We start from the raw sequence: 26093 nt of genomic DNA, 5'->3' as shown, positions 1-26093 counted from the left end.
GAAACAAAAATCATTTATCAACAAGAATAATGACCCCTTTTATTCGTAACATTTTTTACGAATGAAACTGCTTTATTCAAACAGTAAGCCCATGACCGCTGGGTTCGCATGCGGTCCGATGCGACCGAAAAAGAACCACGGGAGCAACATCAAAACCTTATTTGCAACATTGGCCCTTTCCGTACTGGCGTCCACCATGAGCGCACAGGAACAGGAAACCGATTCCCTCGAAGGGAAAAAGGTCGTACTGGATGAGGTCTTGGTACAGGCCATTAGGGTGACCAAGGAATTTCCCATCACCTTTACCAACTTGGACCAAGAGGAAATGGCCTCCAGGAACTTGGGGCAGGATGTGCCCATCCTGATGAATTTTATGCCTGCGGTAGTGACCACTTCCGATGCAGGGGCCGGGGTGGGATACACCAGCATCCGCGTTCGGGGTAGTGATGCCACGCGGGTAAACGTGACCATCAACGGGGTGCCTTACAATGATGCCGAATCGCAGGGTACATTTTGGGTGAACATGCCCGATTTTGCCTCTTCCACCCAAAGCCTTCAATTGCAACGAGGTGTGGGGACATCAACCAACGGGGCAGGTGCCTTTGGGGCAAGCCTTAACGTGCTCACCGATGCTTTTTCCGAGGAAGCCTATGCCAAAGTTTCATCTTCGGTGGGAAGTTTCAGCACGCTGCGGAACAATGTGAAGTTCAGCACCGGGCTCCTGAACGATCATTTTGAATTTTCGGGAAGGTTGTCCCGCATCACTTCCGATGGGTACGTGGACAGAGCCGCTTCGGAACTGGATGCCTATTTCCTGCAAGGGGTCTATAAGGACGATAATACCCTGGTAAAAGCTTTGCTCTTTGGAGGGCACGAGATCACTTATCAAGCTTGGGACGGGATCACCGCCCAGCAGTTGGAAGAAGACCGAACGTTCAATCCTGTTGGTGAGTACACCGATGCCAATGGGCAGACGCAGTTCCATGACAACGAAGAGGATAATTACAAGCAGGACCATTTTCAGTTGCATTGGAGCGAGGCTTTGAGTCCTGAGTGGAGCACCAATCTGGCCTTCCACTATACACGTGGGCGAGGTTTTTTTGAACAGTACCGCGATGAGGACGATTTTGCCGATTATGGATTGGAGCCCATCACTGTGGATGGGGAAGAGGTCAACACCACAGATTTGATCCGTAGGCGTTGGTTGGAAAATGATTTTTACGGGACCGTCTTCTCGGCCACTTATACCAAGAATGACCTCCGATTGATTTTGGGAGGAGGATATAATGAGTATAAAGGAGATCATTTCGGGGAGATCATTTGGGCACGCTTTGCCAGCAACAGTGATATTCGGGACCGATATTATGACGACAACTCCACCAAGACCGATCTTAATGTGTATGCCAAGGCTAACTATCAGCTCAACAGCAAATGGTCTGTTTTTGGCGATGTGCAATACCGAGGGGTCGGTTATGAGGCCAATGGGGACGATACCGGACTGGTCGATGATACCTTTGACTTTTTCAATCCCAAGGCCGGGGTCACTTTTGACCTGGACCGGAATAACAATTTCTATCTTTCCTATGCCAGGGCCAGCAGGGAACCCAACCGTAACGATTACGAAAGTGGAAGTCCAAAACCGGAGCACTTGAACGATTTTGAGTTGGGATGGCGCTATGTTTCCCCCAATTTCCAGTTGAACACCAACGTGTACTACATGCGGTACAAGGACCAATTGGTGCTTACCGGGGAGCTCAACGATGTGGGTGCGCCGCTTAGATCCAATGTGGGGGACAGTTATCGCCTGGGTCTGGAAATGGATGCCAATATCAAACTGGGACAAAAGTTCATGCTCAGGCCCAACATCGCCCTTAGCGACAATCGCAACCTCGACTTTTATTTCCAAAGGGATGGCGAACTACAGGACTTGGGGAATACGAATATCGCCTATTCCCCCAAGATTGTGGCAGGCAATATTTTGACTTTCCAGCCCAATCAAAACCTACAGTTGTCCCTGCTGTCCAAGTTTGTGGGCAAGCAGTATATGGGCAACATCGATTCGGAAAATTCCACTTTGGACAGTTATACCCAGACAGATTTCAATGTGCAATATGTCATCAATGCCAATTCCTTTTTTAAGAGTATTGTGCTGTCTGGCCTGGTGAACAACATCTTTGATGCCGACATTGTTTCCAACGGATATTTTTACACCTACGATGATGATTTTTCCAATCCGGGAACCGTCACCACCATCGAGGAAGCCAGATATTATCCGCAGGCAGGAATCAACTTTTTGTTGGGGGCCACCATTGTTTTTTAAACGGTAATGAATGGGATTCTGTACTTTTATAATATGGCAGAGTCCCATTTTCTTTTTCCTGAAAACAGACCCCTTCGCTGGGGAATCATTGGTTGTGGCAGTGTGGCCGAAAAAAAGAGCGTTCCTGCGTATATCAACACTCCTTGTTTTGAAGTACGAATGGTCATGCGCCGCAATGCAGGGAAGGCAAAGGATTATGCTGAAAGGCATAAAATAGCCCAATGGACCACCAATGCAGATGAGGTGATAGACCATCCGGAGATAGATGCCATATACATAGCCACACCACCAGACTCCCATAAATTTTATGCCCTAAAAGTGGCCGCTGCCGGGAAACCATGCTGTGTCGAAAAGCCCATGGCGCCCAATTATGCGGACAGTCTTGCTATTTATGAAGCGTTCCGTGCAAAGGGCATTCCACTATTTGTGGCCTATTACCGCCGTTCCCTACCCAGATTTCTTAAGGTGAAAGAATGGCTGAAGGAAGGCCTGATCGGACAGGTACGTCACATCCATTGGCAAAAGACGAAGCCACCCAGTGACATAGATCTGAGCGGGGAATACAATTGGCGAACGGATAGCAAAGTAGCACCTGGAGGCTATTTTGATGATCTGGCGAGTCACGGACTTGATCTGTTCACTTTTCTTTTGGGGGACATCCAAAGCGTTCACGGGATTGCATTGAACCAACAAGGACTGTACCCTGCCCACGATACGGTTTCTGGAACTTGGTTGCACGAAGGAGGTGTGACAGGCACAGGATTGTGGAATTTTGGCAATTATTTTCGAGAGGACAAAGTCGATATCCTGGGTTCCAAAGGAAAAATCAGTTTTGCTGTTTTGGACGAGACTCCTTTGGTATTGGAAAATGAATCGGGACTACAGCTCATGGAAATCCCCCACCCCGATCACGTGCAGCAATTTCATGTGGAAAACATCAGGGAACACCTTTTGGGAAGAACAATGCACCCATCCACTGGAAAAACAGGGTTGCACACCAGTTGGGTCATGGACCGTATTTTGGGGAATAATTGATCAGTTGGAGATGGTCACCACATTCCCGCTCTGGGTTGCCCTGTAATACAATAGGTCATGGTATCTTTTTCCATCGTTGGGCCTGTCCAATTGCTGCCCTGTAAATAGGCTATACGTGTATCCTTCGCAGCTGCAGACCACATTCTGCCCATCTATGGTCATGGTGGAGCAATCATTAGGGGCATGGTTGGGGCAGCTGGCCTCAAAGGCATAATAGCCCGAACCGATATTCATGACAAAAGCACCTCGGGTGCCCACACCGCTGTTCCCCACATATACGGGATTCCCAACGTTTTTCAGGTTACTGTACAAAGGCAGGTTCAGGTTCAGGTCAAACCGGAAACTCACTTCTTGCAAATAGGGGTTTCTGTTGGTACTGTCTGAACTACAGGCGAATAAGGTCAAAAGAAGGCAAAGGCCCCAGAAATGTTTCATAGCGTATTTTCAATGAGCTGCTTCGGCAAAGTTGAACAAAAATTACCTATATTTGCGTTAAATCCTCGCAAAAACCATGCAGGTCATGGGAATCGTTGAGGATTTTTTGTATTTGTAAAGAAAGAGACCATTGGGGAAATTTTTTTGATTTTCTTCGATGTTCCTTTGCATTAAAACAGCACGATATGAGCAAGATATCTTATTATACAGCGGAAGGATTAAAGAAGTTGAGGGACGAACTGAACCAGCTAAAGGACGTGGAGCGTCCAAAGGCATCCCAGGCCATTGCAGAGGCCAGGGACAAAGGGGATCTGTCTGAGAATGCCGAATATGATGCAGCAAAGGAAGCGCAGGGCCTTTTGGAAATGAAGATCTCCAAGATGGAAGAAACCTTGGCCAATGCCCGATTGATAGATGAATCACAACTGGACAACTCAAAAATTCTGGTGCTGTCGACCGTAAAATTGAAAAACCAGGCCAACGGGATGGTCATGAAATATACCTTGGTGGCCGAAAGCGAGGCCAATCTGAAGACTGGAAAAATATCCGTTACTTCCCCGATAGGAAAAGGCCTGTTGGGAAAATCAGTAGGGGATATGGCAGAGATCAAGGTACCCAATGGAACCCTGAAATTGGAAGTTTTGGAAATCACCAGGGAGTAACAGCGATTAAAATCTGTATATTTAATCCCGTCCCACGACGGGATTTTTAGTTAAAAAGCAACTCAAGATGGCCAGTATTTTTACCAAGATCATGAATGGGGAAATTCCCTGCCATAAAATAGCCGAGGACGAGGACAACTTTGCCTTTTTGGACATCAATCCAAATGCCAAAGGACATACCTTATGTGTCCCCAAAAAGGAAGTGGACAAAATATGGGATTTGGACGAGGAGTCATATAGTAAACTCATGTCGTTTTCACGAAAAGTGGCCATTGCACTGGAAAAAGCCGTTCCCTGCAAGCGGGTCGGCATGACGGTCATCGGTTTGGAAGTGCCCCATGTACACGTGCACCTCATTCCCTTGCAGAGCATGGCGAACGCCACCTTTCAACACAAGGAAAAACTGTCTACAGAAGAGTTTGAGACCGTTGCCGCGGCCATTCGGTCCCACCTCAAATAGCACCTTGCAGGAAAAAATAAATCGCTGCCGCCACCAAGCACAACATCAACGCCAAAATGATAAAGGATAGCATGGTGAATCGGACCGATGCCCTGTCAGGCGCCACCAGCTTGTTGTAATAGTCATAGACCCTTTCGATATCGGGCGTCCAGTTTACCGGATAAATGATGGAATTGCACTTTTTGCACTTGATCTCGTGGGTCACCTCATTGGTCGTTCTGTGGTAGAATGCACCATAGGTGTGTTTTTGGTAGAAGGTAAGCTTCAGTTCCTGGTTGTAGCATTCGGGGCAGTTGTTGGTAATATCAGCTTCCTTTATTACAAGTTTTTTTTCCTTTGCCATGGCTCATTTCATTTTTCATTTGCTCTTAGGGAAATTTGCATGATTGTTCCTTCCTTACTTGACGAAAATACTTTAATTTTTCCTTTATGGTACTCTTCCACGATTCTTTTTACCAGCGAAAGTCCTAATCCCCAGCCTCTTTTCTTGGTGGTCACCCCTGGATTAAAAATGTTCTGGAAGTCACTTTTTGCGATTCCGTGGCCGGTGTCCGATACCAAAATGTTGACCGTTTGTCCTTTTTTCTCGATCTGTATGGCGATGTTCCCTTTGCCCTTCATCGCATCGATCCCGTTTTTAACCAAGTTTTCAATGCTCCAGTTGTACAATGGGGGGTTCAGCAGGACCAAGGCTTCTTCCACATTGCTGCTGAACGAAAAGTGGACCAGTTTGGAGCTCCGTTGTTTCAGATAGTCGTAGGCCTTTTTGGTTTCCTCCACAATATCATGGACGTGCAGTTCCGGGATGGAGCCAATTTTGGAAAAACGCTCCGTAATGGTCTGCAGGCGATCGATGTCCTTCGCAATTTCCTTGGTCACATCCGGATTGATGTCCTCGGTTTTCAACAGTTCGTTCCAGCCCATGAGCGATGTAAGCGGTGTGCCGATCTGGTGGGCGGTCTCCTTGGCCATGCCCGCCCAGAGCTTGTTCTGTTCCGAAGCCTTGTTGGTCTTGAAGAAAAAGAAAATGACCGTCCCGAACAGGCATATGATGAGCAGTAGCGCAAGGGGGTAATACTTCAACTTGTTGAGGACCTCGGAATTTCCGTAGTAGAGCGTTTCCAGCAACTCATCTTCCTGGATGATTTGTATAGGTTCGTTCTCATTTTTGAACTGCTCTATCTTTTGTCGGATATAGGTGCTATCGGCAATCTTGTCCTTGGGAATATTGTGGGTTTTGTAGGACCCTTCCTCATTCACCAAGATCATGGGAGTGGACGTATTGTTGGCCATCACCTTTAAGGTGAGGTTGCCCAGTTCTTGGTCCACCGGGGATTGGATGAGCTCCAACTGGGCCGTGGCCCATATTTCCATTTTCAAACGCTCCTCTTCCTTGAACTTCCTGAAAAAACTGTTGGTGTTCCACAAGATCAAGCTCACAATGATGAATGCAGATATCAACAAGGTAATATTGGAAGCTTTCCTTTGGGGGCTGAAGTTCATTGTTGGTCGGATTGTGTTTTAAAGATAGCGGAAAATGGAAAACATGTTGATAGTTAGTTAGCATAACGGGTTTTCAATAGGATTCATTTTATGTACTTTTGAAATTCAACAAAAATTAACATAATGGAAGTTCAGGGAAAAATCAAAATGATCGATGATACCAAAACCTTCGGAAACAATGGTTTTAGGAAAAGGGAGGTCGTAGTGACCACGGAAGAACAATATCCCCAGCATATTTTGGTGGAATTTGTGCAGGACAAGTGTGATTTGTTGGACAACTATAAAGTGGGCCAGGCCGTGAAGATAAGCATCAACCTAAGAGGCAGGGAATGGGTGAACCCCCAGGGAGAGACCAAATATTTCAACTCCATCCAAGGATGGCGCATAGAGAACCTACAGGCTGAGGCCGGCAACGGCAACATGCCCCCTGTTCCCCCGATGGAGGCTTTTGAGCCCGCCGATGACCTCAATGAGGAGGATCACGACGACCTTCCGTTCTAAAAAGCCAACCATCTTTCCTTTGGGAAAGAAAAATTTATAGGAAAGGCTGTACAAAAAGAAGCTGTTTTCTGTCAGGTTGAGCGCAGTCGAAACCTATTGACTGTAATAATCATCACATTCTCGACTCCGCTCAACCTGACAGAAAACAGCTTCTTTTTGGGCAGCCTATTCAGTTTTGTTCCACATTGCTTATTTTTAGGATAAAACAGCATTTTGGAAAACTACGGGAACAAATTTCCACTCTATTTTTTAGGAAAGCGGTTGGAATTTCCCCCAGTGGAGATGGCCAACGATGACGGTCTTCTTGCTGTGGGCGGTGACCTATCGCCAGAAAGACTTCTTTTGGCCTATAAGAACGGTATTTTCCCTTGGTTCAATGACGATGCCCTGATCCTCTGGTGGAGCCCGGACCCCAGAATGGTGCTTTTTCCCGATAAAGTAAAGATATCCAAGAGCATGCGGAAGGAGTTGCGGAGCGACAAGTTCAGGCTCACCCAAGATACCTGTTTTGAGAAAGTGATGGAACACTGTGCCAAAGTGGAACGGAGTGGACAACAAGGTACATGGATCACCCCGGAGATGAAGATGGCCTACACGGACCTTCATCACAAGAAAATCGCACGCTCCTACGAGGTTTGGGAAGAAGGGCAATTGGTGGGCGGACTTTATGGCGTGGACCTCGGCCATGTGTTCTGCGGGGAAAGCATGTTCAGCTTAAGGCCCAATGCCTCCAAATACGCTTTTATAAAAATGGTGCAGGAACTCCAACAAAAAAGATATCGGCTCATCGATTGCCAAGTCCATACCGATCATTTGGAAAGCCTGGGTGCCGAATTGATCCCCAGAAACAGGTTTATGGAAATTTTACAGGGACAACTGGGCACTGGTGAGTAAGAACACCACATTTTGTGGCAGCCCCGAAGTGTATTCTTCGATACGGTATTCCACCCCTACCTGAATTTTGAGTCCATGCTCCAGTTGCCACCCGACCTGTCCGTTGAGCCTGGTGTCGAATTGGGGCGAGTTGCCTTTGGCAACACTGAGCAGGTTTTCGAAACTACCCACAAAATAAGGTTCCCCCATGTCCAGTTTTTCGCCCTTCAATGGAAAATCCACCGCAAAACGGTAGCGGAACCTGTGCGTGGTCAGTGGTTGGGTGATGCGCTGCTCCGCTCGAAACCGATGCCCGTAGCGCACCGAAAAAGGTTTGCTGGTCACGTTGTACTGTTGTGTGAGCCTAAGTTCGTTCTCCCCGTCATCAAAATTGTTCCTGAACCGATACTGCACCCCAAGGGCAATGCTCTGATTGTCCTTGATGTCCAGTTTTGAAAAATGGACCAGGTCGATCTGTCTCGTTTTCAACAAAACCTCACTGTCCTTGATGATGTAATTTCGATTGGTCACCGAAAAATTGTGCGAATAGGCTTTGTTGACATCATAATTTATGGCGAATTCCGGCTGCCAATAACCGGTAAGGTTGTCTTGGGCATGGAGGTTGCCAAAAAAGAGAAAAATCAAAAGAAAAAAGGGCCATTTATGGGTATAGGACATGGTCGTAACTAAGGGGGGATGATTTACGGATGTTGATCAAAGTGCCTTCTGAATTGAAAAGAGCCTCATAGGTTTGGAACCCCTTGTCCTTTTTGGCGGAAAAGACGAGTTCGTAATTGATATAGGGCAAAATCAGGTTTTGAAAAGCTTCGTGCAGTGTTTTTTTTGGCTCTCGGTCGGCCAAGGGATATTGCTGTTGGATTTTTTTAATGCGAAATTTTGGATAATTTTCTTGGAGGTGCTCTAGTATGGCATTCCAAGAATCTTCGGGAATGTCCCTTTCCTTGATGATGAATTCCACATCTTCCAGTTTTCCAGTCTCGTTGAACTCCACGCTATAGTGGAGCCTACCTTTTTTGAACTTGGCCTCATAACTTTTTTTGGTACTGTCCAGTTCTTGGTAGAATCGTATTCTTTTGGCATCGCCCAAATATTGCTCGATTTGTTCCAGGGCCGCATCGGGAAACTGGCTCTTTTTTATTCGGAACTCCTGTTCATGTTTTTCCTGAGACATACCAAAAAAAGGCATGAAGAGGAGTGCTATGGCAAAAATCTTATACTTCATGGTATCTAAAACAGTGGATTTCGTGATCGTTCACCATGCCAGTGGCCTGCATGTGGGCATAGATCACGGTGCTGCCCACAAACTTGAAGCCCCGCTTTTTCAGGTCCTTGCTGATGGCATCCGAAATAGGGGTGGTTGCAGGGGCGTGCTTGTAGTTTTCCAATTGATTTTTGATCGGACTGCCATTGACGAACCCCCAGATATAGTCACTGAAACTACCAAATTCCTTCTGGATGTCCATGAAAGCGATCGCATTGGAGACGGTGGCGTGTACTTTCAATTTGTTCCGGATGATGCCTGGATCTTCCAACAACGAATCGATCTTATCCTGATCGTAGGCGGCAATTTTTTTATAATCGAATTGATCAAACGCCCTTCGGAAATTATCACGCTTTCGCAATACGGTGATCCAACTCAGCCCCGCCTGAAAGGTTTCCAGGATCAAAAATTCGAAGAGGGTATCATCATCCTTGACGGGAACTCCCCATTCCGTGTCATGATAAGCTTCATACAAGGGGTCACCGATACACCATCCACACCTATGTTTTTCCATATGTTGCAATTTTTTTCAAAAATACGGGAAAATCAGCAATAGTTAATTGAAAGTTAAAGTATCATAATATGATAGTAAAGCTATTATTTTTGCGATTCATAATTTCAAATTGGCCAGCGATGGAACTATTGATGCAGTCCCTTAAAATGGGAATCAATTCAGAGCTCTATATTAAAGACCCGGAATCTTCGGATTTGGGCAAAAAAATTGTGGAGCATAGCATTTCAATGATCGACGAGATGGGTTTTGAGCGGTTTACGTTCAAAAAGCTTGGGCTTCGGATCAAGTCGAACGAAAGCTCCATTTACCGCTATTTTGAAAACAAACACAAGCTATTATTGTACTTGGCCTCTTGGTACTGGGGCTGGCTGGAATATAGGATGGTCTTTGCCACCAATGGTATTTCGGACCCCAGGGAAAAGCTCAAAAAGGCCATTGAGGTATTGACCCAAAATGTTCAGGAGGACTCATCAGTCTCACACATCAATGAGGTAGTGTTGAACAGGATAATCATTGATGAATATTCCAAATCCTTGTTGGTCAAGGAAGTGGGGAAGGAGAAAAAGGATGGTTATTTCATTGTTTACAAAAGATTGGTGGGCAGATTGGGCAAAATGGTGGAGGAGGTCGATAAAGATTATCGCTATCCCAATTCCTTGGCAAGTACGGTTTTGGAAGGGGCGCTCTACCAATATTTTTTAAGGGAACATTTTTCCACGCTTACGGATTGTGATGAAAACATCACCCCGACAGAATATTTCACGGACTTGGTCTTCAGTATCCTAAAAAAGGCATAATGACAAAAAACATTCTTACTGCTTGGCAACGTTTGATGGGGTTATTGGCCCTGGACAAAAAAGATGTCTTTCAAGTTTTTTATTACGCCATTTTTGCTGGACTGGTCAATCTGTCCTTGCCTTTGGGCATACAGGCCATCATCAATTTGATACAAGGGGCAAGGGTAAGTACTTCTTGGGTGGTTTTGGTCGTTCTGGTTACCCTTGGGGTAGCTTTTGTCGGCGCCCTTCAGTTGATGCAGATACGGATCATTGAAAACCTCCAACAGAAAATTTTTACCCGCTCCTCCTTTGAGTTCACCTATCGGTTTCCCAAAATAAAGATGAGCGAACTACGTAATTACTATCCGCCGGAACTGGCCAATCGTTTCTTTGACACCATTACCGTTCAAAAATCACTGTCCAAGATACTCATCGACTTTCCCTCGGCATTGTTGCAAATTATCTTCGGACTGTTGCTCCTGTCCTTTTACCATCCCTTTTTCATTATCTATGGCATAATGTTGCTATTGTTGATCTACTTCGTGTTCAAGTTTACTGCGCAAAAGGGACTGGAAACAAGTTTGGAAGAATCCAATAGCAAATACAAAGTCGCCCATTGGATCCAAGAAATAGCCCGATCCATCATAAGTTTCAAGCTCTCGGGCCGCACCTCGCATGCCATGGACAAGAACGATGCCCTGGTGGCCGAATATCTGGATGCAAGGGAAGGACACTTTCGGATCTTGGTGCTCCAGTTCGTCCAAATGGTCGGGTTCAAGGTATTGGTCACCGCAGGGCTCTTGCTGATCGGAGGGCTTCTCGTGTTGGACCAACAGATGAACATAGGCCAGTTTGTGGCCGCAGAGATCATCATTCTATTGGTGATCAATTCTGTCGAAAAAATGATCTTGGGCCTAGAAGTATTCTACGATCTGCTCACTTCATTGGAAAAACTGGGACAGGTAGTAGATAAGGAACTTGAACCCCTTGAGGGGGAAACACCTTTCGAAGGGAAGCAAGGGCTTGTGGTAGAACTTCAGAACTTGGTGTATAAAGTACCGGGAAGGGACAAAAAGATCATTGACGATGTGTCCTTCACCATAGAGCCTCAAAGCAGGATATTGATCCAAGGTTCCAATGGGTCAGGAAGATCTACCCTGCTCCGGATGATTGCCGGGATCTTGGAACCCAACAAGGGTAAAATCTATGTGAACAATGTATCGCTCCAAGGAATCAACCTTAGGGAATATCGTTCCCAGTTGGGACATTCCCTTACGGAGGAATACCCTTTTGAAGGGACCATTCTGGACAATATCACCTTTGGGAACAAAAAAATCCCCATGGATGACATTTATTGGGCCTTGGAAAAAGTAGGTCTGACGCAGTTCGTCAAGGAACAGCCAAAAGGGCTAAAGACCATACTCTACCCCGAAGGAAAGAAGATACCGGACTTTATCTCCAAAAAGATCGTTCTGGCCCGGAGCATAGTGACCAGACCCAAACTGCTACTGCTCAAGGATCCCTTGGAACTGTTTGGGGAAAGTGAGTCGGAACAGATCATGGACTTTCTTGGCGATCCTTCCAATGGATGGGCCCTGATAGTGGTCAGTGAGAATCCAAGATGGGCCAATCGCTGCAATAGGATAATTACTATGGAAAACGGACGGTTGATCAATGAAAAATTAAGATAATGCTGAATATTTCCTCACATAGCAAGTTGAATGAAAAGGTGGACATTTCCCAGTTTGGTGCTGGAAAGAAAGTATTCCACAAGAGACACTATAAACAGTTTAACCGCTTTTTGGCAGCATTCTCCATCATCGTCTTTTTTATTCTTTTGCTCCCATGGACACAGACCATATCCGGAAGGGGGTACTTGACCACCCTTACGCCGGACCAAAGGCCACAGACCATCCAATCACCCATTCCGGGCCGTATTGAAAAATGGTATGTCCGTGAAGGCGATTATGTGGAAAAGGGGGACACCATCCTGCACATTTCCGAAGTGAAGAGCGAATATTTTGACCCCGATCTTGTACAACGTACAGGTAAACAGATAGAGGCAAAATCCATGGCGGTAACCTCGTACAAAGGCAAAGTGAAGGCCTTGGACCAGCAAATCGATGCTTTGACCAGGGAGCAGGGATTGAAGTTGGAACAGGCCAAAAACAAACTGATCCAATCAAAATTGAAAGTCCAAAGTGACAGTATCGACCTGGAAGCGGCAAAGACCAATATTACCATTGCACAACGCCAATACGACCGTGTAGTGCAGTTGCAGGAAGAAGGGCTGAAGGCAGTCACCGACGTGGAAGAAAAGCGGCTCAAGCTCCAAGAAACCCAGGCAAAACTCATCGGTCAGGAAAACAAACTCCTGGCCAGTAAAAATGAGGTGATCAATGCCCAAGTGGAAATCAATCGGGTGCAGGCAGAGTACACCGATAAAATCTCAAAGGCGCAGAGCGACCTGTACACGGCCCAGTCCAACCAATTTGATTCCGAGGCACAAGTCACCAAATTGGAAAACGAATATACCAACTATGAGATCAGGAACAGCCTGTTGTACATAAAGGCCCCGCAAAGTGGGTTCATCAACAAGGCCATTCAGTCAGGAATAGGGGAAACCTTCAAAGAAGGAGCGCAATTGGTCGGAATCATGCCGTCAGATTACGACATGGCAGTGGAGACTTATGTGGATCCCATAGATTTGCCTCTGGTCCATATCGGGGAAAAAGTACGGATACAGTTTGATGGTTGGCCAGCGATTGTCTTTAGCGGTTGGCCCAACGTGTCCTATGGCACTTTTGGGGGCAAAATAGTCGCCATTGAGACATTTATCAGCCCAAACGGCAAATATCGTTTGCTGTTGGCTCCCGATCCAGACGATGTTCCTTGGCCCAAGGACATACGAGTGGGCTCCGGGGCCAGTACCTTGGCCCTTTTGGAGGATGTTCCCATTTGGTTCGAACTGTGGAGGCAGCTCAATGGATTTCCTCCGGATTATTATCAACCCCAAAACACGAGTGCAGATGCCACCAAAAAATAGGATGCGATCATTTCTTTGGGTGATTGTTTTCTTTGCAACCGGGCAAGTGTATACCCAACAGGATTCATTAGTGCTGGGGTTCAAGGAATATTTGGGCTATGTGAAGAAACACCATCCCGTGGCCAAGCAGGCCCAGTTGAACATACCCGCAGGGCAGGCCAACCTGATGAAGGCCAGGGGCGGTTTTGACCCCAAGGTAGAAGTTGACTATCAGCGGAAAGAGTTCAAGGGCACCGAATATTGGGACCGCTTGAACACCACGTTCAAAATCCCTACGTGGTTCGGGATAGAGCTCAAAGGGAATTTTCAGCAGAGCGAGGGATACTACATCAACCCGGATGAAACCCTGCCAGAGGATGGACTGTATAGCGCGGGGGTCTCCATGTCGTTGGCACAGGGTTTTTGGATCAACGAACGGATGGCCACCTTGCGCAGGGCCAAACTCTTTCGGGAACAGTCCAAGGCGGAGCAAGACCTTCAGGTAAACGAAGTGCTGTATAAGGCATCCTTGGCCTATTTTGATTGGTTAAGGGCATTTCGGGATGCCGAAGTGTACAAAGACTTTTTGGACAATGCCGAAATAAGGTTTGGCGGGGTCCGGGAGAGCGCTCTGGCAGGTGATATCGCCATGATCGATACCGTCGAGGCCAAAATTGCCGTGCGCAACCGGGCACTTGGTTATGAACAGGCCAAGGTGAAGTTGATGAAAACATCTTTGGAACTGTCCAATTTTTTGTGGATAGATGATGTGCCCGTCGAACTGCAACCTGGGGTGAAGCCTGATCTGGGGACGGATATCGCCATTGATTCCACCTTGGAGATCGAAGGGGTGCCTTTGGATAGTTTCAATCTGGACAACCATCCGAAACTGATGTCCCTGGAATATAAAATTGAAGGTCTTGAAGTGGATAAACGGTTAAAGGCCAACAAATTGCTTCCGAAGTTGGACGTGGAATACAATTTTGTCACGGAAACCCCAGAACTGATGAATTCCTTTGTCACTGAAAACTACAAAGGCGGATTTTCCTTTCAACTGCCCTTGTTCCTCCGCAAAGAGCGGGGCGACCTGAAATTGGCCAAATTCAAACTGCGGGATGCCGAGTTTGAGCGGGACAATGCCCAAGTGGAAATACAGAACAAGGTCATCGCCATTTATAATGAGTTGGACTCCTACATACAGCAAAACCAACTCATCCAAGATATTGTAAAGGATTATTCCACCCTCTTGTCCGCGGAAGAACGCAAGTTTAGTTTTGGTGAAAGCTCCCTCTTTTTGATCAATACCAGGGAAAGTAAGCTCATAGATGCCTATCTCAAACAAAATGAAATGGAGAACAAATTCTTCCACACCAAGGCCATGTTGTTCAAGAGTTTGGCCATCAACCCCAAAATGCTCTAAAACATCTCAAGGAATGTAAGTACTTGGATATTCTGCGACAACCTATGACAAAAGTCACCAATTAGGCCATTGTGCCATGGTATTTTTGAAAAAATAAATGAGGTATGGAAGTCATCGAGAAAGATAGGTCGGCATTAGTGGTGGAAGCCCTTTCCAAAGGAAAGGAATACCAAGAGTACCGGGAAATGGTACACCGATTGGCCGAGGAGGGCAAGACCACAGGATTGGACCAATCAGAGGTCCGAATCAATTTTACCCAGCTCAACGACCGCCGCATGCACCGATGGGAGAAAACCTTCAAACTGCCGGAAAATGCAAGGGAACAACTTTCCAAATTGGATTCAAAACTGGTTTTTTTAGTGCTGACCGAGAGTTGGTGCGGGGATGCCGCTGCCAGCTTGCCCATTATGGACAAAATAGCCAAGGAAGCAAAAAGCATTGACCTCAAAATCGTTCTCAGGGATGAAAACTTGGAACTCATGGATGCTTTTTTGACCAATGGGAGCCGTTCCATCCCCAAACTCATTGTTTTGAACAAGAAGAAAGGTCAAATTGTAGGTGAATGGGGTCCAAGGCCCAGTGTCGCCACTGAAATGGTAGAAACATTCAAAAAGGAACATGGCAAACTGACCGATGGGTTCAAACAGGAACTTCAGGTTTGGTACAACAAGGACAAGGGCCAAAATATCCTGGGCGATATGCTACAACTACTTGCTCTGGAATAGATAGGTAATGGTCCCGATCTGTGAATTTTTGGAGTCGGGGCTGAAACGCGCCTTTAGGGCATAGTTTATGGCATTGTCCACCAAGCAGCCATTGCTGGTCGTGGAACTTTTATCGTTAAAACTGGCCTCTGTCACATATCCATTGGAATCCACATTGATGTTGATGACCACCTTTCCACCTTCAATACAGGTATAGATGGGCGGCGGCAAAGAGTAAGCGTTCCTCTCCACCAAGGAGTAGGAAATGGAGGTGCGTTTATCTTTCAAATAGTTGGTGAATTCCTGCTTTTGGGCATCACGTTCGCCCAATTTTTGTTTTTTTTCGTCCCGTTGTTCCCTTAACTGCTTCAACTGGCTTGAAAAGTTGTCGTCCCCGGAATATTCGCCGGTCTCACTGCTCAGGGCCCTTTCTTCCATAAGTTCCTCAAGGGTTTTCAAGGGCTCAGGGCTTCCTACGCTAGGTTTTGCGGTTTCGTTGAATGCCATGTGGCTTTTGATGGGGTCGCTGTTGGCAGCCAATTCCTCCAATCTTTTGTCTTCCTCTTCGAGCAATTTCTCGATGTCCTCATCCGCCAAGCTCATTTCAATGACATATTCATCTTCTTTCATCCCGCCCAAGTGAATGTTGAACAACAACAAAACCACTATGGCCATGGAAAAGAAGGTGATCAAGAGCGATAATTGGCTTCTGTTCAGGTTCATGGTCATACTATAACCGCATTTTTCGAAAAATATTTTACTCCAGACTTTCTTTGAAAACCAAAGGGCTGGTAGCATTATTTACGTTGAAATCCCCTATTTTGGTTCTTCTGAGCGCTGAAAGATGGGCTCCAGAGCCCAGTGCTTTGCCAAAATCGTGGGCCAGGGAGCGGATATAGGTCCCTTTGCTGCACACCACCCTGAAATCGACCTCAGGAAGGGTGACTCGTGTGATTTCAAATTCAAGTATTTCTACTTTTCGGGATTTTATGTCCACTTCTTTTCCTTCCCGTGCGAGCTCATAGAGGCGTTTGCCATCTTTTTTCAATGCGGAGAACACAGGGGGAACTTGATCTATTTCCCCCAAAAATTGTTTTGCCGCCTCTTTTATGGCTGTTTCAGAAATGTGGTCTATGGGAAAAGTTTGGTGCACCTCGGTTTCCAGATCGTATGATGGCGTAGTCGCCCCCAGGGTGAACGTGCCGGTATATTCCTTCACCTGACCTTGTAGCTCTGGGATCTTTTTGGTGAACTTGCCCGTACAGATGACCAACAGGCCAGTGGCCAATGGATCCAGCGTTCCGGCATGGCCAATTTTAATTTTCTTGAGGTTAAATTTTTTACGAATGGCCCACTTTAAGGCATTTACGGCCTGGAACGAACTCCATTCCAAGGGCTTGTCGATCAGAAGGATCTCACCGTTCAAAAAATCTTCTTTGGTCTTCAAAAGCTAAGCTTTGGGTTTTGGACAAAGGTACTGATCTATCCCCAAACGCTCCAAGCCACGGCAATAAGTCCAACAATGAAACAGTAGATGGCAAAATAGGTGAGCTTGCTCTGCCGTACCAACTTGATCATCCACGTGCAGGCGGCCAACCCGGCAATGAAGGCAGCGATGAACCCTGCACCCATGGCCACGGCCTGGTCCCCATGAAAATTGATGTCGCCCCCCATAAGGTCTTTGGCTACTTTGCCCAAGATCAACGGAACTACCATCAAAAATGAAAAACGGGCTGATTTGGTCTTGTCCACACCCAATAGCACGGCTGCGGAAATCGTGGCCCCACTTCGGGAAATACCGGGCAGGATGGCTACGGCCTGAGCCATACCAATCACAAAGGCACTTCGGAAAGAAACGCCCTTATCCGTGGTTTTGGCCATATCCGCCAAATAGAGCAAAATGGCAGTGATGATGAGCATGATGCCTACAATGATGATGGCCCCATCAAAAAACACTTCGATAAAATCATTTAAAAAGAGACCGACCAGTGCCGCGGGGATCATCGAAATAATGATCTTGAGGGAAAATTGGGTCTGTTCGTTCCATTTGAATTGGAGAAGGCCCTTAAAAATTTCGAGAATGTCCTTTCGAAACACCACAATGGTGCTCAATGCGGTGGCAAAGTGCAGTATGACCGTGAACAAAAGGCTTTCTTCGGGAAGGGCATTTGCTCCCAATATGGCTTTTCCCAATTCCAAATGACCGCTGGAAGACACGGGCAGGAATTCTGTCAACCCTTGGATGATCCCAAGGATGATCGCGTCTATCAACTCCAAATCAGTCCTTATTTTTATTGGGGTTCAACAAAATGGCATATATCTGGATGCCGAGGCCGATCAACACCAAGGTGGGGGCCAAACGAATCCTTCTAAAATTGTAGATCTCCGGGTTGAAGACATTAGGGTCGTCGGTCCCGCCGCCACTCATCAAAATAAAACCCAAGGCAATGAAAGCAATGCCTATAAAGAGAAAGAGATAATTTTTCCTTTGGAAAACAAACTCCTTGTTGGGTTTTTGATCGTTGTTTTTCTTGCTCATGGCACAAATTTAATCAAAACTTTCCCAGGTTTGATGGATTATATATGTCGTCCTATGTCTAAAAGCGCAGCGGTCCAGAGTCTTTTGTCTAATAATAAAGATGATCCGTCCTCAAATTGAGGAAACGTTGGGTGGCAAAATGGGTGCTGGCCCATGAGATGACCACTCCCAGACCGAACACGCCCACAAAAAGCAGGATGAGCACCGGATAATCGTCAAAAAGGTTCAGTTCGGGGAAGTTTTTGTTGATGTAGTACAGTAAAATACCCAAGGAAACCAGAGCCACCAAAGCCCCGACCATGCCCAGTTTGATATTGGTCCAGATGAACGGCCTTCGGATGAATTTTTTGGTCGCCCCTACCATTTGCATTGTCTTGATAATGAATCGTTTGGAGTAAATGGACAAGCGAATGGAACTGTTGATGAGCAATACGGCTATGACGGTGAAAATGGCACTGGCCACCAAGATCCAAAGCCCTATTTTTCGGGCGTTGTCATTCAGGAGTTCTATCAAGGGCTTGTCGTAGCTCACTTCGTCCACATAGGTTTTTTCCGCTATTCCTTCGGCAATCTCGGTGATCTGTTCCGGGGACACAAAATCCGCTTTCAAGTGCACATCAATGGAATTTTTAAGGGGATTGTACCCCAAAAACTCCACGAAATTCTCCCCAATGTCCTCGCTGTATTGCTCTGCGGCATCCTCTTTGGAAATATATTCGGCGGATTTGGTGTATTCGGCCAAAGCAAGGCTTTTTTGCAACTGATCGATCTCTACGGGCTTGGCACTATCCTTCAGGAAAACGGAAATGGTGATCTGCTCCTTGAAATGGTCGCCCAGTTTCTTGGTGTTCAGCACCAAAAGACCCAGCGCCCCGAGCAGGAACAACACAAGTCCAATGCTCAGTACCACGGAAAAATAGGAGGAGATCAGTTTTCTTCGCTGATATCTTTCAATATATTGGCTCATATAGTGGAATCAATACGTAAAAATAGAAAAGTAAATTGTATTTAGGGGATTAAACCTATTTTTGCAACTCGAAAATGAAAGCGAATAGCATGAATTACGATTTCCGAAAAATTGAGGCCAAATGGCAGGAATATTGGGCCAAGAACAAAACCTTCAAGGCATCCAACAATTCTGACAAACCCAAATTTTATGCACTTTCCATGTTTCCCTATCCGTCTGGAGCCGGACTGCATGTGGGGCACCCGTTGGGCTACATCGCTACGGACATCTATTCGCGCTACAAAAGACATAAGGGGTTCAATGTATTGCATCCCATGGGGTACGATTCCTTCGGCTTGCCCGCGGAGCAATATGCAATCCAAACCGGGCAGCATCCGGCCATCACCACGGAGAATAACATCAATAGGTATCGCGAGCAGTTAGATCGATTGGGTTTTTCCTTCGATTGGGACCGCGAAGTGCGCACTTCTGACCCAAAATATTACAAATGGACACAATGGATCTTTATCCAACTGTTCAACTCGTGGTACAATAAAAAATCGGACAAGGCGGAGGATATAGAAACCTTGATTTCCACTTTTGAGAAAGAAGGCAATGCGAATGTCGAAGCGGCTTGTGATGATGACACGCCAAGTTTCAGTGCCACAGATTGGAACAATTTTTCAGCAAAGACAAAACAAGAGCTCCTTTTAAAATACAGATTGACCTATTTGGCGGATACCGAAGTGAACTGGTGTCCTGCTTTGGGCACTGTGTTGGCCAATGATGAGATTGTGAACGGTGTTTCAGAGCGCGGGGGATATCCCGTGATCCGTAAAAAAATGACACAATGGAGCATGCGCATCACCGCCTATGCCCAACGGTTGTTGGACGGTCTGGACCACATCGACTGGCCACAACCGCTCAAGGATTCCCAGACCAACTGGATCGGTCGCTCCGAAGGGGCGTCGGTAAAGTTCAGAGTGATGAGTGAAAAGTTAAGAGTTGATAACTCGGAACTCAAAACCCAGAACCCATCACTGGAAATAGAAGTCTTCACCACCCGCCCCGACACCATTTTTGGGGTGAGTTTTATGACTTTGGCACCCGAACATGATTTGGTGGCCAAAATCACCACACCCGAACAAAAAGCTGCCGTGGAAGCCTATGTGGAAGCCACCGCCAAGCGTTCCGAACGGGACCGTATGGCCGATGTGAAAACCGTTTCAGGGGTTTTTACGGGAGCCTATGCCGAGCATCCGTTCACCAAGGAACCCATTCCGATCTGGATCGGGGACTACGTGTTGGCCAGCTATGGAACAGGGGCCGTGATGGCCGTTCCCTGTGGGGACCAGCGCGATTATGATTTTGCGAAACATTACAACATAGACATCCCCAATATTTTTGAGGGCGTGGATATTTCCGAAGAGGCTTTTGCCGACAAGGCCACGACCATTATCGCCAATTCAGACTTTTTGAATGGACTTTCCTATAAGGAAGCCACCAAAAAAGCGATTGCCGAACTGGAAAAAATAGGTCAGGGCAAGGGCAAGGTGAACTATCGCCTTCGGGATGCGGTGTTCAGCCGTCAGCGGTACTGGGGGGAGCCATTCCCTGTGTATTATGTGGACGGGATGCCACAGATGATCGATGTGGAACATTTGCCACTGGAACTCCCCGAAGTGGAAAAATACCTCCCCACCGAAACTGGCGAACCGCCCTTGGGCAACGCTACCCATTGGGCTTGGGATGCGAAGAACAAAAAAGTAGTTTCCAATGACCTTGTCACCCTGAGCGCCCGCCTGCCGGACGGGCAGGCAGTCGAAGGGTCGGACAAGGGGGATGGGATGCTGAATCAAGTTCAGCATGACGGTATCTATCCTTTGGAATTGAACACCATGCCGGGTTGGGCAGGAAGCTCCCAATACTTTAATCGATATATGGATCCCCGAAACAACGAGGCCATTTTCTCCAAGGAAGCGATTGACTATTGGCAAGATGTGGATCTCTATATAGGAGGCAGTGAGCACGCCACGGGTCACTTGTTGTATTCCCGTTTCTGGCAGCACTTTATGTTTGATAGGGGCTATGTGCCCAAAGCGGAGTATGCCCAAAAGTTGATCAACCAAGGGATGATTACGGGAGAAAGTGCTTTTGTCAATAGGATAGGATTCAATATAACTTTCGAAGGCGATGATGTGATTTTTAAAAATAATATACCAGTTACAAGTGGTTTTGGTGCCTTGTCTTTTTTGTCGGAGGATGAAAAACAATCTTTAAGATTGCTTCAAGAAAAGTACAAATTCATAAAAAAACACTTCCTTTCAGAAGGTGTGATTCATCATTTTAAGAAGTCGAATGACGAAAATGAGGTTAGTCTAGAAATCCGTGAGAAGCTTACCAATTTCTTTACGAAGGATTTAGGAAAAGAAATTGAAGAGTTAGGTTTAAAAAATAAGGTTAGGCCGGTATTTGTTCGAATTGGGAATAAGTACAGTTTTTATAAGACTCATGCTCTTGTTGATTTTGTGAATTTGAAGAATGAACTAGATGTTGATGCATTTAAAAATTGGCAGACAGAATATAAGGATGCTGAATTCATCGGTGAAGATGATGGAACATTTAAGGTTTCAAGAGAAATCGAAAAAATGTCCAAATCCAAATACAATGTCGTCAACCCAGATGCCATTTGTGAGGAGTACGGGGCAGATTCCCTTCGTCTGTACGAAATGTTCCTCGGGCCGTTGGAGCAATCCAAGCCTTGGAATACCGCGGGCATCACCGGTGTGTTCTCCTTCCTCAAAAAACTATGGAAGCTCTATGCCCCTTATGTGGACGGGTCGCTGAGCGGAGTCGAAGCGGAACCCACCGCCGAAAACCTAAAAACCCTGCACAAGACCATCAAAAAGGTGGAGGAGGATATCGAGAACTTCTCCTTCAACACTTCGGTGTCCACTTTTATGATCTGTGTGAACGAGCTCACGGCACAGAAATGTACCAGCAAATCCATTTTGGAACCCTTGGCCGTCTTGGTGTCGCCCTATGCGCCGCACATTGCCGAAGAGCTTTGGGAGCGATTGGGCCACTCGGGCTCCATTGCCGAGGTGCCTTTCCCCAAGTTCGAAGGAAAGTACTTGGTGGAGAGCAGTAAGGAATATCCCATTTCCTTTAATGGTAAAATGCGGTTCAAACTGGAATTCCCGACGGACATGGACAGCAAGGCCATTGAAGCTGCCGTGTTGGCCCATGAAAAGACCCAGGAACAGTTGCAGGGTCGAGCTCCCAAAAAGGTGATCGTGGTTCCTGGAAAGATCGTGAATATTGTGGGATAATTTTTGAATTTATGGGCTGAGGCCGATTTTCATTGAAAAATATTTATCAGAAATTAAAAATGCACGCCTTTTGGCGTGCATTTTTGTTTTATGTTCGTTTGACCTATAAAAAACATAGGGTGATGTAATATAAAAACATTAAAAATTATAATTATCCCTATTATAAATAGGGTATAAAGTTAAAAAAACATCATTTTTAAATGTTGACCCCTACTTTTTGTCGATTTTGTTTCTTGGATTCTGTTTTTTGTATCACCTTTGGGGCATTAACTACAAAACATATCAAAATGATAGTAGGGGTACCAAAGGAAATCAAGAACAACGAAAGCCGGGTTGGGATGACACCAGCCGGGGTTTTTGAATTGGTAAAGAACAACCACACCGTATATGTGCAGTCCGGAGCGGGCGAAGGGAGTGGTTTTTTCAATCACGATTACCAGCGGGCCGGGGCCACTATTTTGGATACCATCGGTCAGGTGTATGCCATGAGCGACATGATCGTAAAGGTCAAGGAGCCCATTGCCGAGGAATATGGACTCATCCAAAAGGGCCAGATCGTGTTCACCTACTTTCATTTTGCATCCAGCGAGGCATTGACCAAGGCCATGATCGAGAGCAAATCCATTTGTATTGCCTACGAAACGGTGGAGGATGAGGACGGGACCCTTCCCCTGCTCACCCCCATGTCCGAAGTTGCCGGAAGGATGGCCATTCAGCAAGGGGCCAAATACCTGGAAAAACCTGTAAAGGGGCGCGGCGTGCTCTTGGGCGGTGTGCCCGGTGTGGCACCAGGGCGTGTTTTGGTGCTTGGGGCAGGCGTAGTGGGCATTCAGGCTGCTAAAATGGCAGCGGGACTTGGCGCCCATGTGACCATATTGGATGTCAATATGAAACGCCTCCGCCATGTGAACGACATTATGCCACCGCATGTGGTGACCGAATTTTCGAATGAATTCAATATCAGAAAACATATAAAAACCCACGATCTGATCATAGGCGGGGTCCTCCTGAAAGGGGCCAAAGCACCCAACCTGATCACCAGGGATATGCTCAAGGACATGCGTCCGGGCACGGTGATCGTTGATGTTGCCGTGGACCAAGGGGGTTGCGTGGAGACCACCAGACCCACTACCCACGAGAGCCCTACCTATATCGTTGACGATGTGGTCCATTACTGTGTAGCCAATATGCCAGGGGCAGTGCCTTATACTTCTACAGTTGCCTTGACGAATGTAACACTGCCCTATGTGCTAAAACTGGCCAATACAGGATGGCGAACTGCCTGCAAACTGGACAAGTCCCTGGGCAAGGGATTGAACATTGTGGAGGGCGACATCGTTTACAAAGAGATAGCCAAGGCGTTCCAATTTGAGCCGGTCTTGGCCTGAAAACGTACATTTTGTCAGATAAACGACCCCGTCAAATATTGGCGGGGTTTTTGCTTTATTGTACTATATTTATGATACCAAAATAGAAAAGTTATGATGACATATTATATATTGATAGGTGCCATCGCACTGGTCAGCTGGTTGGTCAGCAATCAATTGAAGAGCAAGTTCAAGAAATATTCCCAAGTGCACCTGCGCAATGGGATGAGCGGTGCTGAAATTGCCCAAAAAATGTTGGACGACCATGGAATCAGTGATGTCAAGGTCATTTCCACTCCAGGAATGTTGACGGACCATTACAACCCAAAGAACAAAACGGTCAACCTGAGCGAAGGGGTCTATAATCAACGAAATGCAGCAGCAGCAGCGGTGGCCGCCCACGAATGCGGACACGCCGTACAGCATGCCCAAGCGTATGAGTGGCTGACCATGCGTTCCAAATTGGTGCCCGTGGTGAGTGTGACCTCCGGGATGTCCACTTGGGTGGTGTTCGGGGGTATTGCCCTGATGGCCGCGACCGGAGTGGCAGGCGGTATTGGATTTTACATTGCCGTGGCCGGATTGATCATGATGGGATTCGCCACATTGTTCAGTTTCATTACCCTTCCCGTGGAGTACGATGCCAGTAAAAGGGCATTGGTGTGGCTGAAGCAGAAGAACATGGTGAGCCAGCAGGAATATGCTGGAGCCGAAGATGCCTTGAAATGGGCGGCACGGACATATTTGGTAGCCGCAATCGGTGCATTGGCTTCCTTGCTGTATTGGGCCCTTCAGGTCTTTGGTGGCAGGGATTAAAAAAAGTATAACAACAAAAAAAGGGGCCTTTAGGCCCCTTTTTTATTTTATAGTTGGATGAAAAATTAATCGATCCATTTGGCAACTTGGTTGTCGATCATTTGAAGACCTACACCTTCCGTGCCTGTGATTTCGATCATATCCAAAATGTCCCTGATAGTGTTTTCTTCTTCGACCTGCTCCATAACGAACCAATCCAAGAACCGCTCCGTGGCAATGTCACCTATCTCCCTCGCTTTTTTCACGATGTTGTGGATGGACTTGGTCACGGCCACCTCATGTTCCAGCGTGCTTTCGAACACATCCACAATGGAGGAATAATCGTGGTTGATGTCCGTCACTTCTGGGGAAACAGGGCTGCCTCCAGTGTCCACCAAAAAGTTGAATATCTTCATCATGTGCGCACGTTCTTCCTCTGTTTGTTTGAAGAAAAACTTGGCACTGGTAAAAAATCCGTTTTGTTCGCACCAAGATGCCATCGCCAAATAGGTGGCGGAGGCATGGGCTTCCATTTTTATCTGGGCATTGAGCATATCCATGGATTCCACTTTGATGCTCATGCTTTGTCTAGCTATATCTTTCATAATTGATTTTTTGAAGTTGTGTATAGTGTAAAAATACTGAATTTTCACGGCATACGAAGGCTAAGTATTTAATTTTAAGCCAATTTAAGACTGAATAAAAATAAGGAAAAAAGGTCGGATCAGGCGCTGACAAGCTCGCCTTCCGCGGATAGGCCCATGGCCACAAAACCCTGCTCTACCATTTTTTTAAGGTCCAAGATCTCAAAAGTGTTCAGGATAAAAAGATGTTCCTTGTTGCAGAGCATCAGTACTTCAAACCCGTGCTTGTTCAGGTCGCTATCGAAATGGCTCTCAATGGAAATGGACATGACCTTCTGCCGGAGCGATAACAACTGGCAAAGGGACATACGGACCATTTTCTGGCCAAAATCGACAAAGAAGCACCGTTGCTGGGTGTCTTGGTATAGGGTGTAATATGTGGATTGAACTATTACATTCATGGTCCAAATGTAATATTTATTTAGATTGAATACAAATATCAGATCTGTATTTGTCGATCAATTTGTTGGTTCAGGGAAATGAAGGTTTCGGTACGGGACACTCCTTCAATTTGTTGGATTTTTTTGTTGAGTACCTGCATAAGGTGTTCGTTGTCCCGGCAAAGCACTTTGATGAGGATGGACCAGTTACCCGTGGTATAATGGCATTCCAGGACTTCAGGAATCTTTTCCAGTTCTTTCACGGCCATGGGGTTGGACATGGCCTTGTCCAGAAAGATGCCGATGTAGGCCATGGTGGTGTAGCCTAAAACCCGTGGATTTATGATGAATTTGGAGCCTGTGAGGAGTCCTGCGCTTTCCAATTTGCGCAATCTTTGGTGTATGGCCGCCCCAGAAATGCCTATGCTGCGGGCTATTTCAAGGATGGGTCTGCGGGCATCCTCCATCAAAAATCTTAAGATTTTCTTGTCTATACCATCAATTTTCACCGAATTGTTATTGTTTTTCACATCAACAGTTTGAAATTGTAGCTAAAGATATTCAAAATCCATCAAAA

Annotated in this window: 28 protein-coding genes; 14 read left to right on the top strand and 14 right to left on the bottom strand. The window is 46.4% G+C overall.

All coding sequences use genetic code 11. The features are described from left to right. Positions 1–196 precede the first annotated feature (196 nt). Both FOT42_RS15945 and FOT42_RS15940 read left to right on the top strand, forming a co-directional pair. Complete coding sequence (locus FOT42_RS15945; protein WP_226789925.1) at positions 197–2320, top strand: TonB-dependent receptor; 2124 nt, start codon at positions 197–199, stop codon at positions 2318–2320. Positions 2321–2353: 33 nt separating this feature from the next. Then, a complete protein-coding gene (locus tag FOT42_RS15940; protein WP_151891513.1) occupies positions 2354–3355 on the top strand; it encodes a Gfo/Idh/MocA family protein in 1002 nt (333 codons plus the stop codon). On the opposite strand, the gene FOT42_RS15935 is transcribed toward FOT42_RS15940, so the two are convergent. Then, complete coding sequence (locus FOT42_RS15935) at positions 3356–3790, bottom strand: Rieske (2Fe-2S) protein (protein ID WP_151891512.1); 435 nt, start codon at positions 3788–3790, stop codon at positions 3356–3358. A gap of 185 nt (positions 3791–3975) precedes the next feature. Between FOT42_RS15935 and greA the strand changes: the two genes are divergently transcribed. Both greA and FOT42_RS15925 read left to right on the top strand, forming a co-directional pair. Then, positions 3976–4452, top strand: a complete 477-nt coding sequence (gene greA / locus FOT42_RS15930) for a transcription elongation factor GreA (RefSeq protein ID WP_151891511.1) — start codon at positions 3976–3978, stop codon at positions 4450–4452. Positions 4453–4519: 67 nt separating this feature from the next. Then, on the top strand, positions 4520–4912 hold the full coding sequence (locus FOT42_RS15925; protein ID WP_151891510.1) for an HIT family protein: 393 nt from the start codon (positions 4520–4522) through the stop codon (positions 4910–4912). Here the strand turns inward: FOT42_RS15925 and FOT42_RS15920 are convergent. Together FOT42_RS15920 and FOT42_RS15915 are read right to left on the bottom strand one after the other, a co-directional pair. Next, positions 4905–5255 carry a hypothetical protein gene (locus FOT42_RS15920; protein ID WP_151891509.1) on the bottom strand — a complete coding sequence of 117 codons (351 nt, stop codon included), beginning with the start codon at positions 5253–5255 and terminating at the stop codon, positions 4905–4907. The genes FOT42_RS15925 and FOT42_RS15920 overlap by 8 nt on opposite strands. 8 nt (positions 5256–5263) lie before the next feature. Continuing rightward, positions 5264–6415 carry a sensor histidine kinase gene (locus FOT42_RS15915; protein WP_151891508.1) on the bottom strand — a complete coding sequence of 384 codons (1152 nt, stop codon included), beginning with the start codon at positions 6413–6415 and terminating at the stop codon, positions 5264–5266. Positions 6416–6538: 123 nt separating this feature from the next. Here FOT42_RS15915 and FOT42_RS15910 point away from each other — a divergent pair, with 123 nt between their 5' ends. Beyond that, on the top strand, positions 6539–6916 hold the full coding sequence (locus FOT42_RS15910; protein WP_151891507.1) for a DUF3127 domain-containing protein: 378 nt from the start codon (positions 6539–6541) through the stop codon (positions 6914–6916). 282 nt (positions 6917–7198) lie between these two features. After that, positions 7199–7810, top strand: coding sequence for a leucyl/phenylalanyl-tRNA--protein transferase (aat, locus tag FOT42_RS15905; RefSeq protein WP_151891550.1), 612 nt, complete (start codon positions 7199–7201; stop codon positions 7808–7810). On the opposite strand, the gene FOT42_RS15900 is transcribed toward aat, so the two are convergent. The 3 genes from FOT42_RS15900 to FOT42_RS15890 are packed head-to-tail and all read right to left on the bottom strand — an operon-like array spanning position 7781 to position 9585. Continuing rightward, entirely contained in the window at positions 7781–8434 is a 654-nt protein-coding gene (locus tag FOT42_RS15900; RefSeq protein WP_226789920.1) for a DUF2490 domain-containing protein, read from the bottom strand. The genes aat and FOT42_RS15900 overlap by 30 nt on opposite strands. Positions 8435–8450: 16 nt before the next feature. Continuing rightward, on the bottom strand, positions 8451–9032 hold the full coding sequence (locus FOT42_RS15895; protein WP_151891505.1) for a PepSY-like domain-containing protein: 582 nt from the start codon (positions 9030–9032) through the stop codon (positions 8451–8453). Next, the gene (locus tag FOT42_RS15890; protein ID WP_151891503.1) at positions 9022–9585 is read right to left on the bottom strand and encodes a DNA-3-methyladenine glycosylase I; all 564 of its coding nucleotides are present in this window, start codon (positions 9583–9585) and stop codon (positions 9022–9024) included. Before FOT42_RS15890 ends, FOT42_RS15895 begins: the two co-directional genes overlap by 11 nt. Before the next feature lie 119 nt (positions 9586–9704). Between FOT42_RS15890 and FOT42_RS15885 the strand changes: the two genes are divergently transcribed. The 5 genes from FOT42_RS15885 (at position 9705) to FOT42_RS15865 (ending at position 15534) form a co-directional block, all read left to right on the top strand. Continuing rightward, entirely contained in the window at positions 9705–10382 is a 678-nt protein-coding gene (locus FOT42_RS15885) for a TetR/AcrR family transcriptional regulator (protein ID WP_151891502.1), read from the top strand. Beyond that, positions 10382–12055 (top strand): peptidase domain-containing ABC transporter, encoded by a 1674-nt coding sequence (locus tag FOT42_RS15880; protein WP_151891501.1) that lies wholly within the window; start codon positions 10382–10384, stop codon positions 12053–12055. The genes FOT42_RS15885 and FOT42_RS15880 overlap by 1 nt, the downstream gene beginning before the upstream one ends. Then, complete coding sequence (locus FOT42_RS15875) at positions 12055–13410, top strand: HlyD family secretion protein (protein ID WP_151891500.1); 1356 nt, start codon at positions 12055–12057, stop codon at positions 13408–13410. Before FOT42_RS15880 ends, FOT42_RS15875 begins: the two co-directional genes overlap by 1 nt. Before the next feature lies 1 nt (position 13411). After that, positions 13412–14809, top strand: coding sequence for a TolC family protein (locus FOT42_RS15870; protein ID WP_151891499.1), 1398 nt, complete (start codon positions 13412–13414; stop codon positions 14807–14809). A 104-nt stretch (positions 14810–14913) separates the two neighbouring features. Beyond that, positions 14914–15534 (top strand): thioredoxin family protein, encoded by a 621-nt coding sequence (locus FOT42_RS15865; RefSeq protein ID WP_151891498.1) that lies wholly within the window; start codon positions 14914–14916, stop codon positions 15532–15534. On the opposite strand, the gene FOT42_RS15860 is transcribed toward FOT42_RS15865, so the two are convergent. From FOT42_RS15860 to FOT42_RS15840, 5 genes are all read right to left on the bottom strand, one after another. After that, the gene (locus FOT42_RS15860; protein WP_313788435.1) at positions 15517–16242 is read right to left on the bottom strand and encodes a hypothetical protein; all 726 of its coding nucleotides are present in this window, start codon (positions 16240–16242) and stop codon (positions 15517–15519) included. The two genes, FOT42_RS15865 and FOT42_RS15860, sit on opposite strands and share 18 nt — an antisense overlap. Positions 16243–16270: 28 nt before the next feature. Then, positions 16271–16960 carry a tRNA pseudouridine(55) synthase TruB gene (gene truB / locus FOT42_RS15855; RefSeq protein WP_151891496.1) on the bottom strand — a complete coding sequence of 230 codons (690 nt, stop codon included), beginning with the start codon at positions 16958–16960 and terminating at the stop codon, positions 16271–16273. 35 nt (positions 16961–16995) lie between these two features. After that, positions 16996–17790: an undecaprenyl-diphosphate phosphatase gene (locus tag FOT42_RS15850; RefSeq protein WP_151891495.1), complete on the bottom strand. Its 795-nt coding sequence runs from the start codon at positions 17788–17790 to the stop codon at positions 16996–16998. Between the two features lies 1 nt (position 17791). Further along, positions 17792–18052, bottom strand: a complete 261-nt coding sequence (locus tag FOT42_RS15845) for a DUF3098 domain-containing protein (protein WP_151891494.1) — start codon at positions 18050–18052, stop codon at positions 17792–17794. An 88-nt stretch (positions 18053–18140) separates the two neighbouring features. Next, complete coding sequence (locus tag FOT42_RS15840) at positions 18141–19019, bottom strand: cell division protein FtsX (RefSeq protein ID WP_151891493.1); 879 nt, start codon at positions 19017–19019, stop codon at positions 18141–18143. A gap of 89 nt (positions 19020–19108) precedes the next feature. Between FOT42_RS15840 and FOT42_RS15835 the strand changes: the two genes are divergently transcribed. From FOT42_RS15835 to FOT42_RS15825, 3 genes are all read left to right on the top strand, one after another. Next, positions 19109–22330 carry a leucine--tRNA ligase gene (locus FOT42_RS15835; protein WP_151891492.1) on the top strand — a complete coding sequence of 1074 codons (3222 nt, stop codon included), beginning with the start codon at positions 19109–19111 and terminating at the stop codon, positions 22328–22330. Positions 22331–22617: 287 nt separating this feature from the next. After that, positions 22618–23718 carry an alanine dehydrogenase gene (gene ald / locus FOT42_RS15830; protein ID WP_151891491.1) on the top strand — a complete coding sequence of 367 codons (1101 nt, stop codon included), beginning with the start codon at positions 22618–22620 and terminating at the stop codon, positions 23716–23718. Positions 23719–23811: 93 nt separating this feature from the next. After that, complete coding sequence (locus FOT42_RS15825) at positions 23812–24513, top strand: zinc metallopeptidase (protein WP_151891490.1); 702 nt, start codon at positions 23812–23814, stop codon at positions 24511–24513. Positions 24514–24578: 65 nt separating this feature from the next. On the opposite strand, the gene FOT42_RS15820 is transcribed toward FOT42_RS15825, so the two are convergent. From FOT42_RS15820 to FOT42_RS15810, 3 genes are all read right to left on the bottom strand, one after another. Next, on the bottom strand, positions 24579–25097 hold the full coding sequence (locus FOT42_RS15820; protein ID WP_119618511.1) for a ferritin: 519 nt from the start codon (positions 25095–25097) through the stop codon (positions 24579–24581). Between the two features lie 119 nt (positions 25098–25216). Further along, entirely contained in the window at positions 25217–25537 is a 321-nt protein-coding gene (locus FOT42_RS15815) for a hypothetical protein (RefSeq protein ID WP_119618512.1), read from the bottom strand. A gap of 38 nt (positions 25538–25575) precedes the next feature. Further along, positions 25576–26046 carry an Lrp/AsnC ligand binding domain-containing protein gene (locus tag FOT42_RS15810; protein WP_119618513.1) on the bottom strand — a complete coding sequence of 157 codons (471 nt, stop codon included), beginning with the start codon at positions 26044–26046 and terminating at the stop codon, positions 25576–25578. Positions 26047–26093: the final 47 nt, after the last annotated feature.

The sequence above is a fragment of the Flagellimonas hadalis genome (assembly GCF_007785775.2).
In the GTDB taxonomy this organism is placed as follows: Bacteria; Bacteroidota; Bacteroidia; order Flavobacteriales; family Flavobacteriaceae; genus Flagellimonas; species Flagellimonas hadalis.
Note: the sequence above shows the minus strand (reverse complement) of the source record. Positions and strands in the feature narration are given on the sequence as shown.

Coding starts and splice junctions, on each gene's coding strand:
- FOT42_RS15945 (WP_226789925.1), top strand. CDS start 197: ATGAGCGCACAGGAACAGGAAACCGATTCCCTCGAAGGGAAAAAGGTC.
- FOT42_RS15940 (WP_151891513.1), top strand. CDS start 2,354: ATGGCAGAGTCCCATTTTCTTTTTCCTGAAAACAGACCCCTTCGCTGG.
- FOT42_RS15935 (WP_151891512.1), bottom strand. CDS start 3,790: ATGAAACATTTCTGGGGCCTTTGCCTTCTTTTGACCTTATTCGCCTGT.
- greA (WP_151891511.1), top strand. CDS start 3,976: ATGAGCAAGATATCTTATTATACAGCGGAAGGATTAAAGAAGTTGAGG.
- FOT42_RS15925 (WP_151891510.1), top strand. CDS start 4,520: ATGGCCAGTATTTTTACCAAGATCATGAATGGGGAAATTCCCTGCCAT.
- FOT42_RS15920 (WP_151891509.1), bottom strand. CDS start 5,255: ATGGCAAAGGAAAAAAAACTTGTAATAAAGGAAGCTGATATTACCAAC.
- FOT42_RS15915 (WP_151891508.1), bottom strand. CDS start 6,415: ATGAACTTCAGCCCCCAAAGGAAAGCTTCCAATATTACCTTGTTGATA.
- FOT42_RS15910 (WP_151891507.1), top strand. CDS start 6,539: ATGGAAGTTCAGGGAAAAATCAAAATGATCGATGATACCAAAACCTTC.
- aat (WP_151891550.1), top strand. CDS start 7,199: ATGGCCAACGATGACGGTCTTCTTGCTGTGGGCGGTGACCTATCGCCA.
- FOT42_RS15895 (WP_151891505.1), bottom strand. CDS start 9,032: ATGAAGTATAAGATTTTTGCCATAGCACTCCTCTTCATGCCTTTTTTT.
- FOT42_RS15890 (WP_151891503.1), bottom strand. CDS start 9,585: ATGGAAAAACATAGGTGTGGATGGTGTATCGGTGACCCCTTGTATGAA.
- FOT42_RS15885 (WP_151891502.1), top strand. CDS start 9,705: ATGGAACTATTGATGCAGTCCCTTAAAATGGGAATCAATTCAGAGCTC.
- FOT42_RS15880 (WP_151891501.1), top strand. CDS start 10,382: ATGACAAAAAACATTCTTACTGCTTGGCAACGTTTGATGGGGTTATTG.
- FOT42_RS15875 (WP_151891500.1), top strand. CDS start 12,055: ATGCTGAATATTTCCTCACATAGCAAGTTGAATGAAAAGGTGGACATT.
- FOT42_RS15870 (WP_151891499.1), top strand. CDS start 13,412: ATGCGATCATTTCTTTGGGTGATTGTTTTCTTTGCAACCGGGCAAGTG.
- FOT42_RS15865 (WP_151891498.1), top strand. CDS start 14,914: ATGGAAGTCATCGAGAAAGATAGGTCGGCATTAGTGGTGGAAGCCCTT.
- FOT42_RS15860 (WP_313788435.1), bottom strand. CDS start 16,242: ATGACCATGAACCTGAACAGAAGCCAATTATCGCTCTTGATCACCTTC.
- FOT42_RS15845 (WP_151891494.1), bottom strand. CDS start 18,052: ATGAGCAAGAAAAACAACGATCAAAAACCCAACAAGGAGTTTGTTTTC.
- FOT42_RS15840 (WP_151891493.1), bottom strand. CDS start 19,019: ATGAGCCAATATATTGAAAGATATCAGCGAAGAAAACTGATCTCCTCC.
- FOT42_RS15835 (WP_151891492.1), top strand. CDS start 19,109: ATGAATTACGATTTCCGAAAAATTGAGGCCAAATGGCAGGAATATTGG.
- ald (WP_151891491.1), top strand. CDS start 22,618: ATGATAGTAGGGGTACCAAAGGAAATCAAGAACAACGAAAGCCGGGTT.
- FOT42_RS15825 (WP_151891490.1), top strand. CDS start 23,812: ATGATGACATATTATATATTGATAGGTGCCATCGCACTGGTCAGCTGG.
- FOT42_RS15820 (WP_119618511.1), bottom strand. CDS start 25,097: ATGAAAGATATAGCTAGACAAAGCATGAGCATCAAAGTGGAATCCATG.
- FOT42_RS15815 (WP_119618512.1), bottom strand. CDS start 25,537: ATGAATGTAATAGTTCAATCCACATATTACACCCTATACCAAGACACC.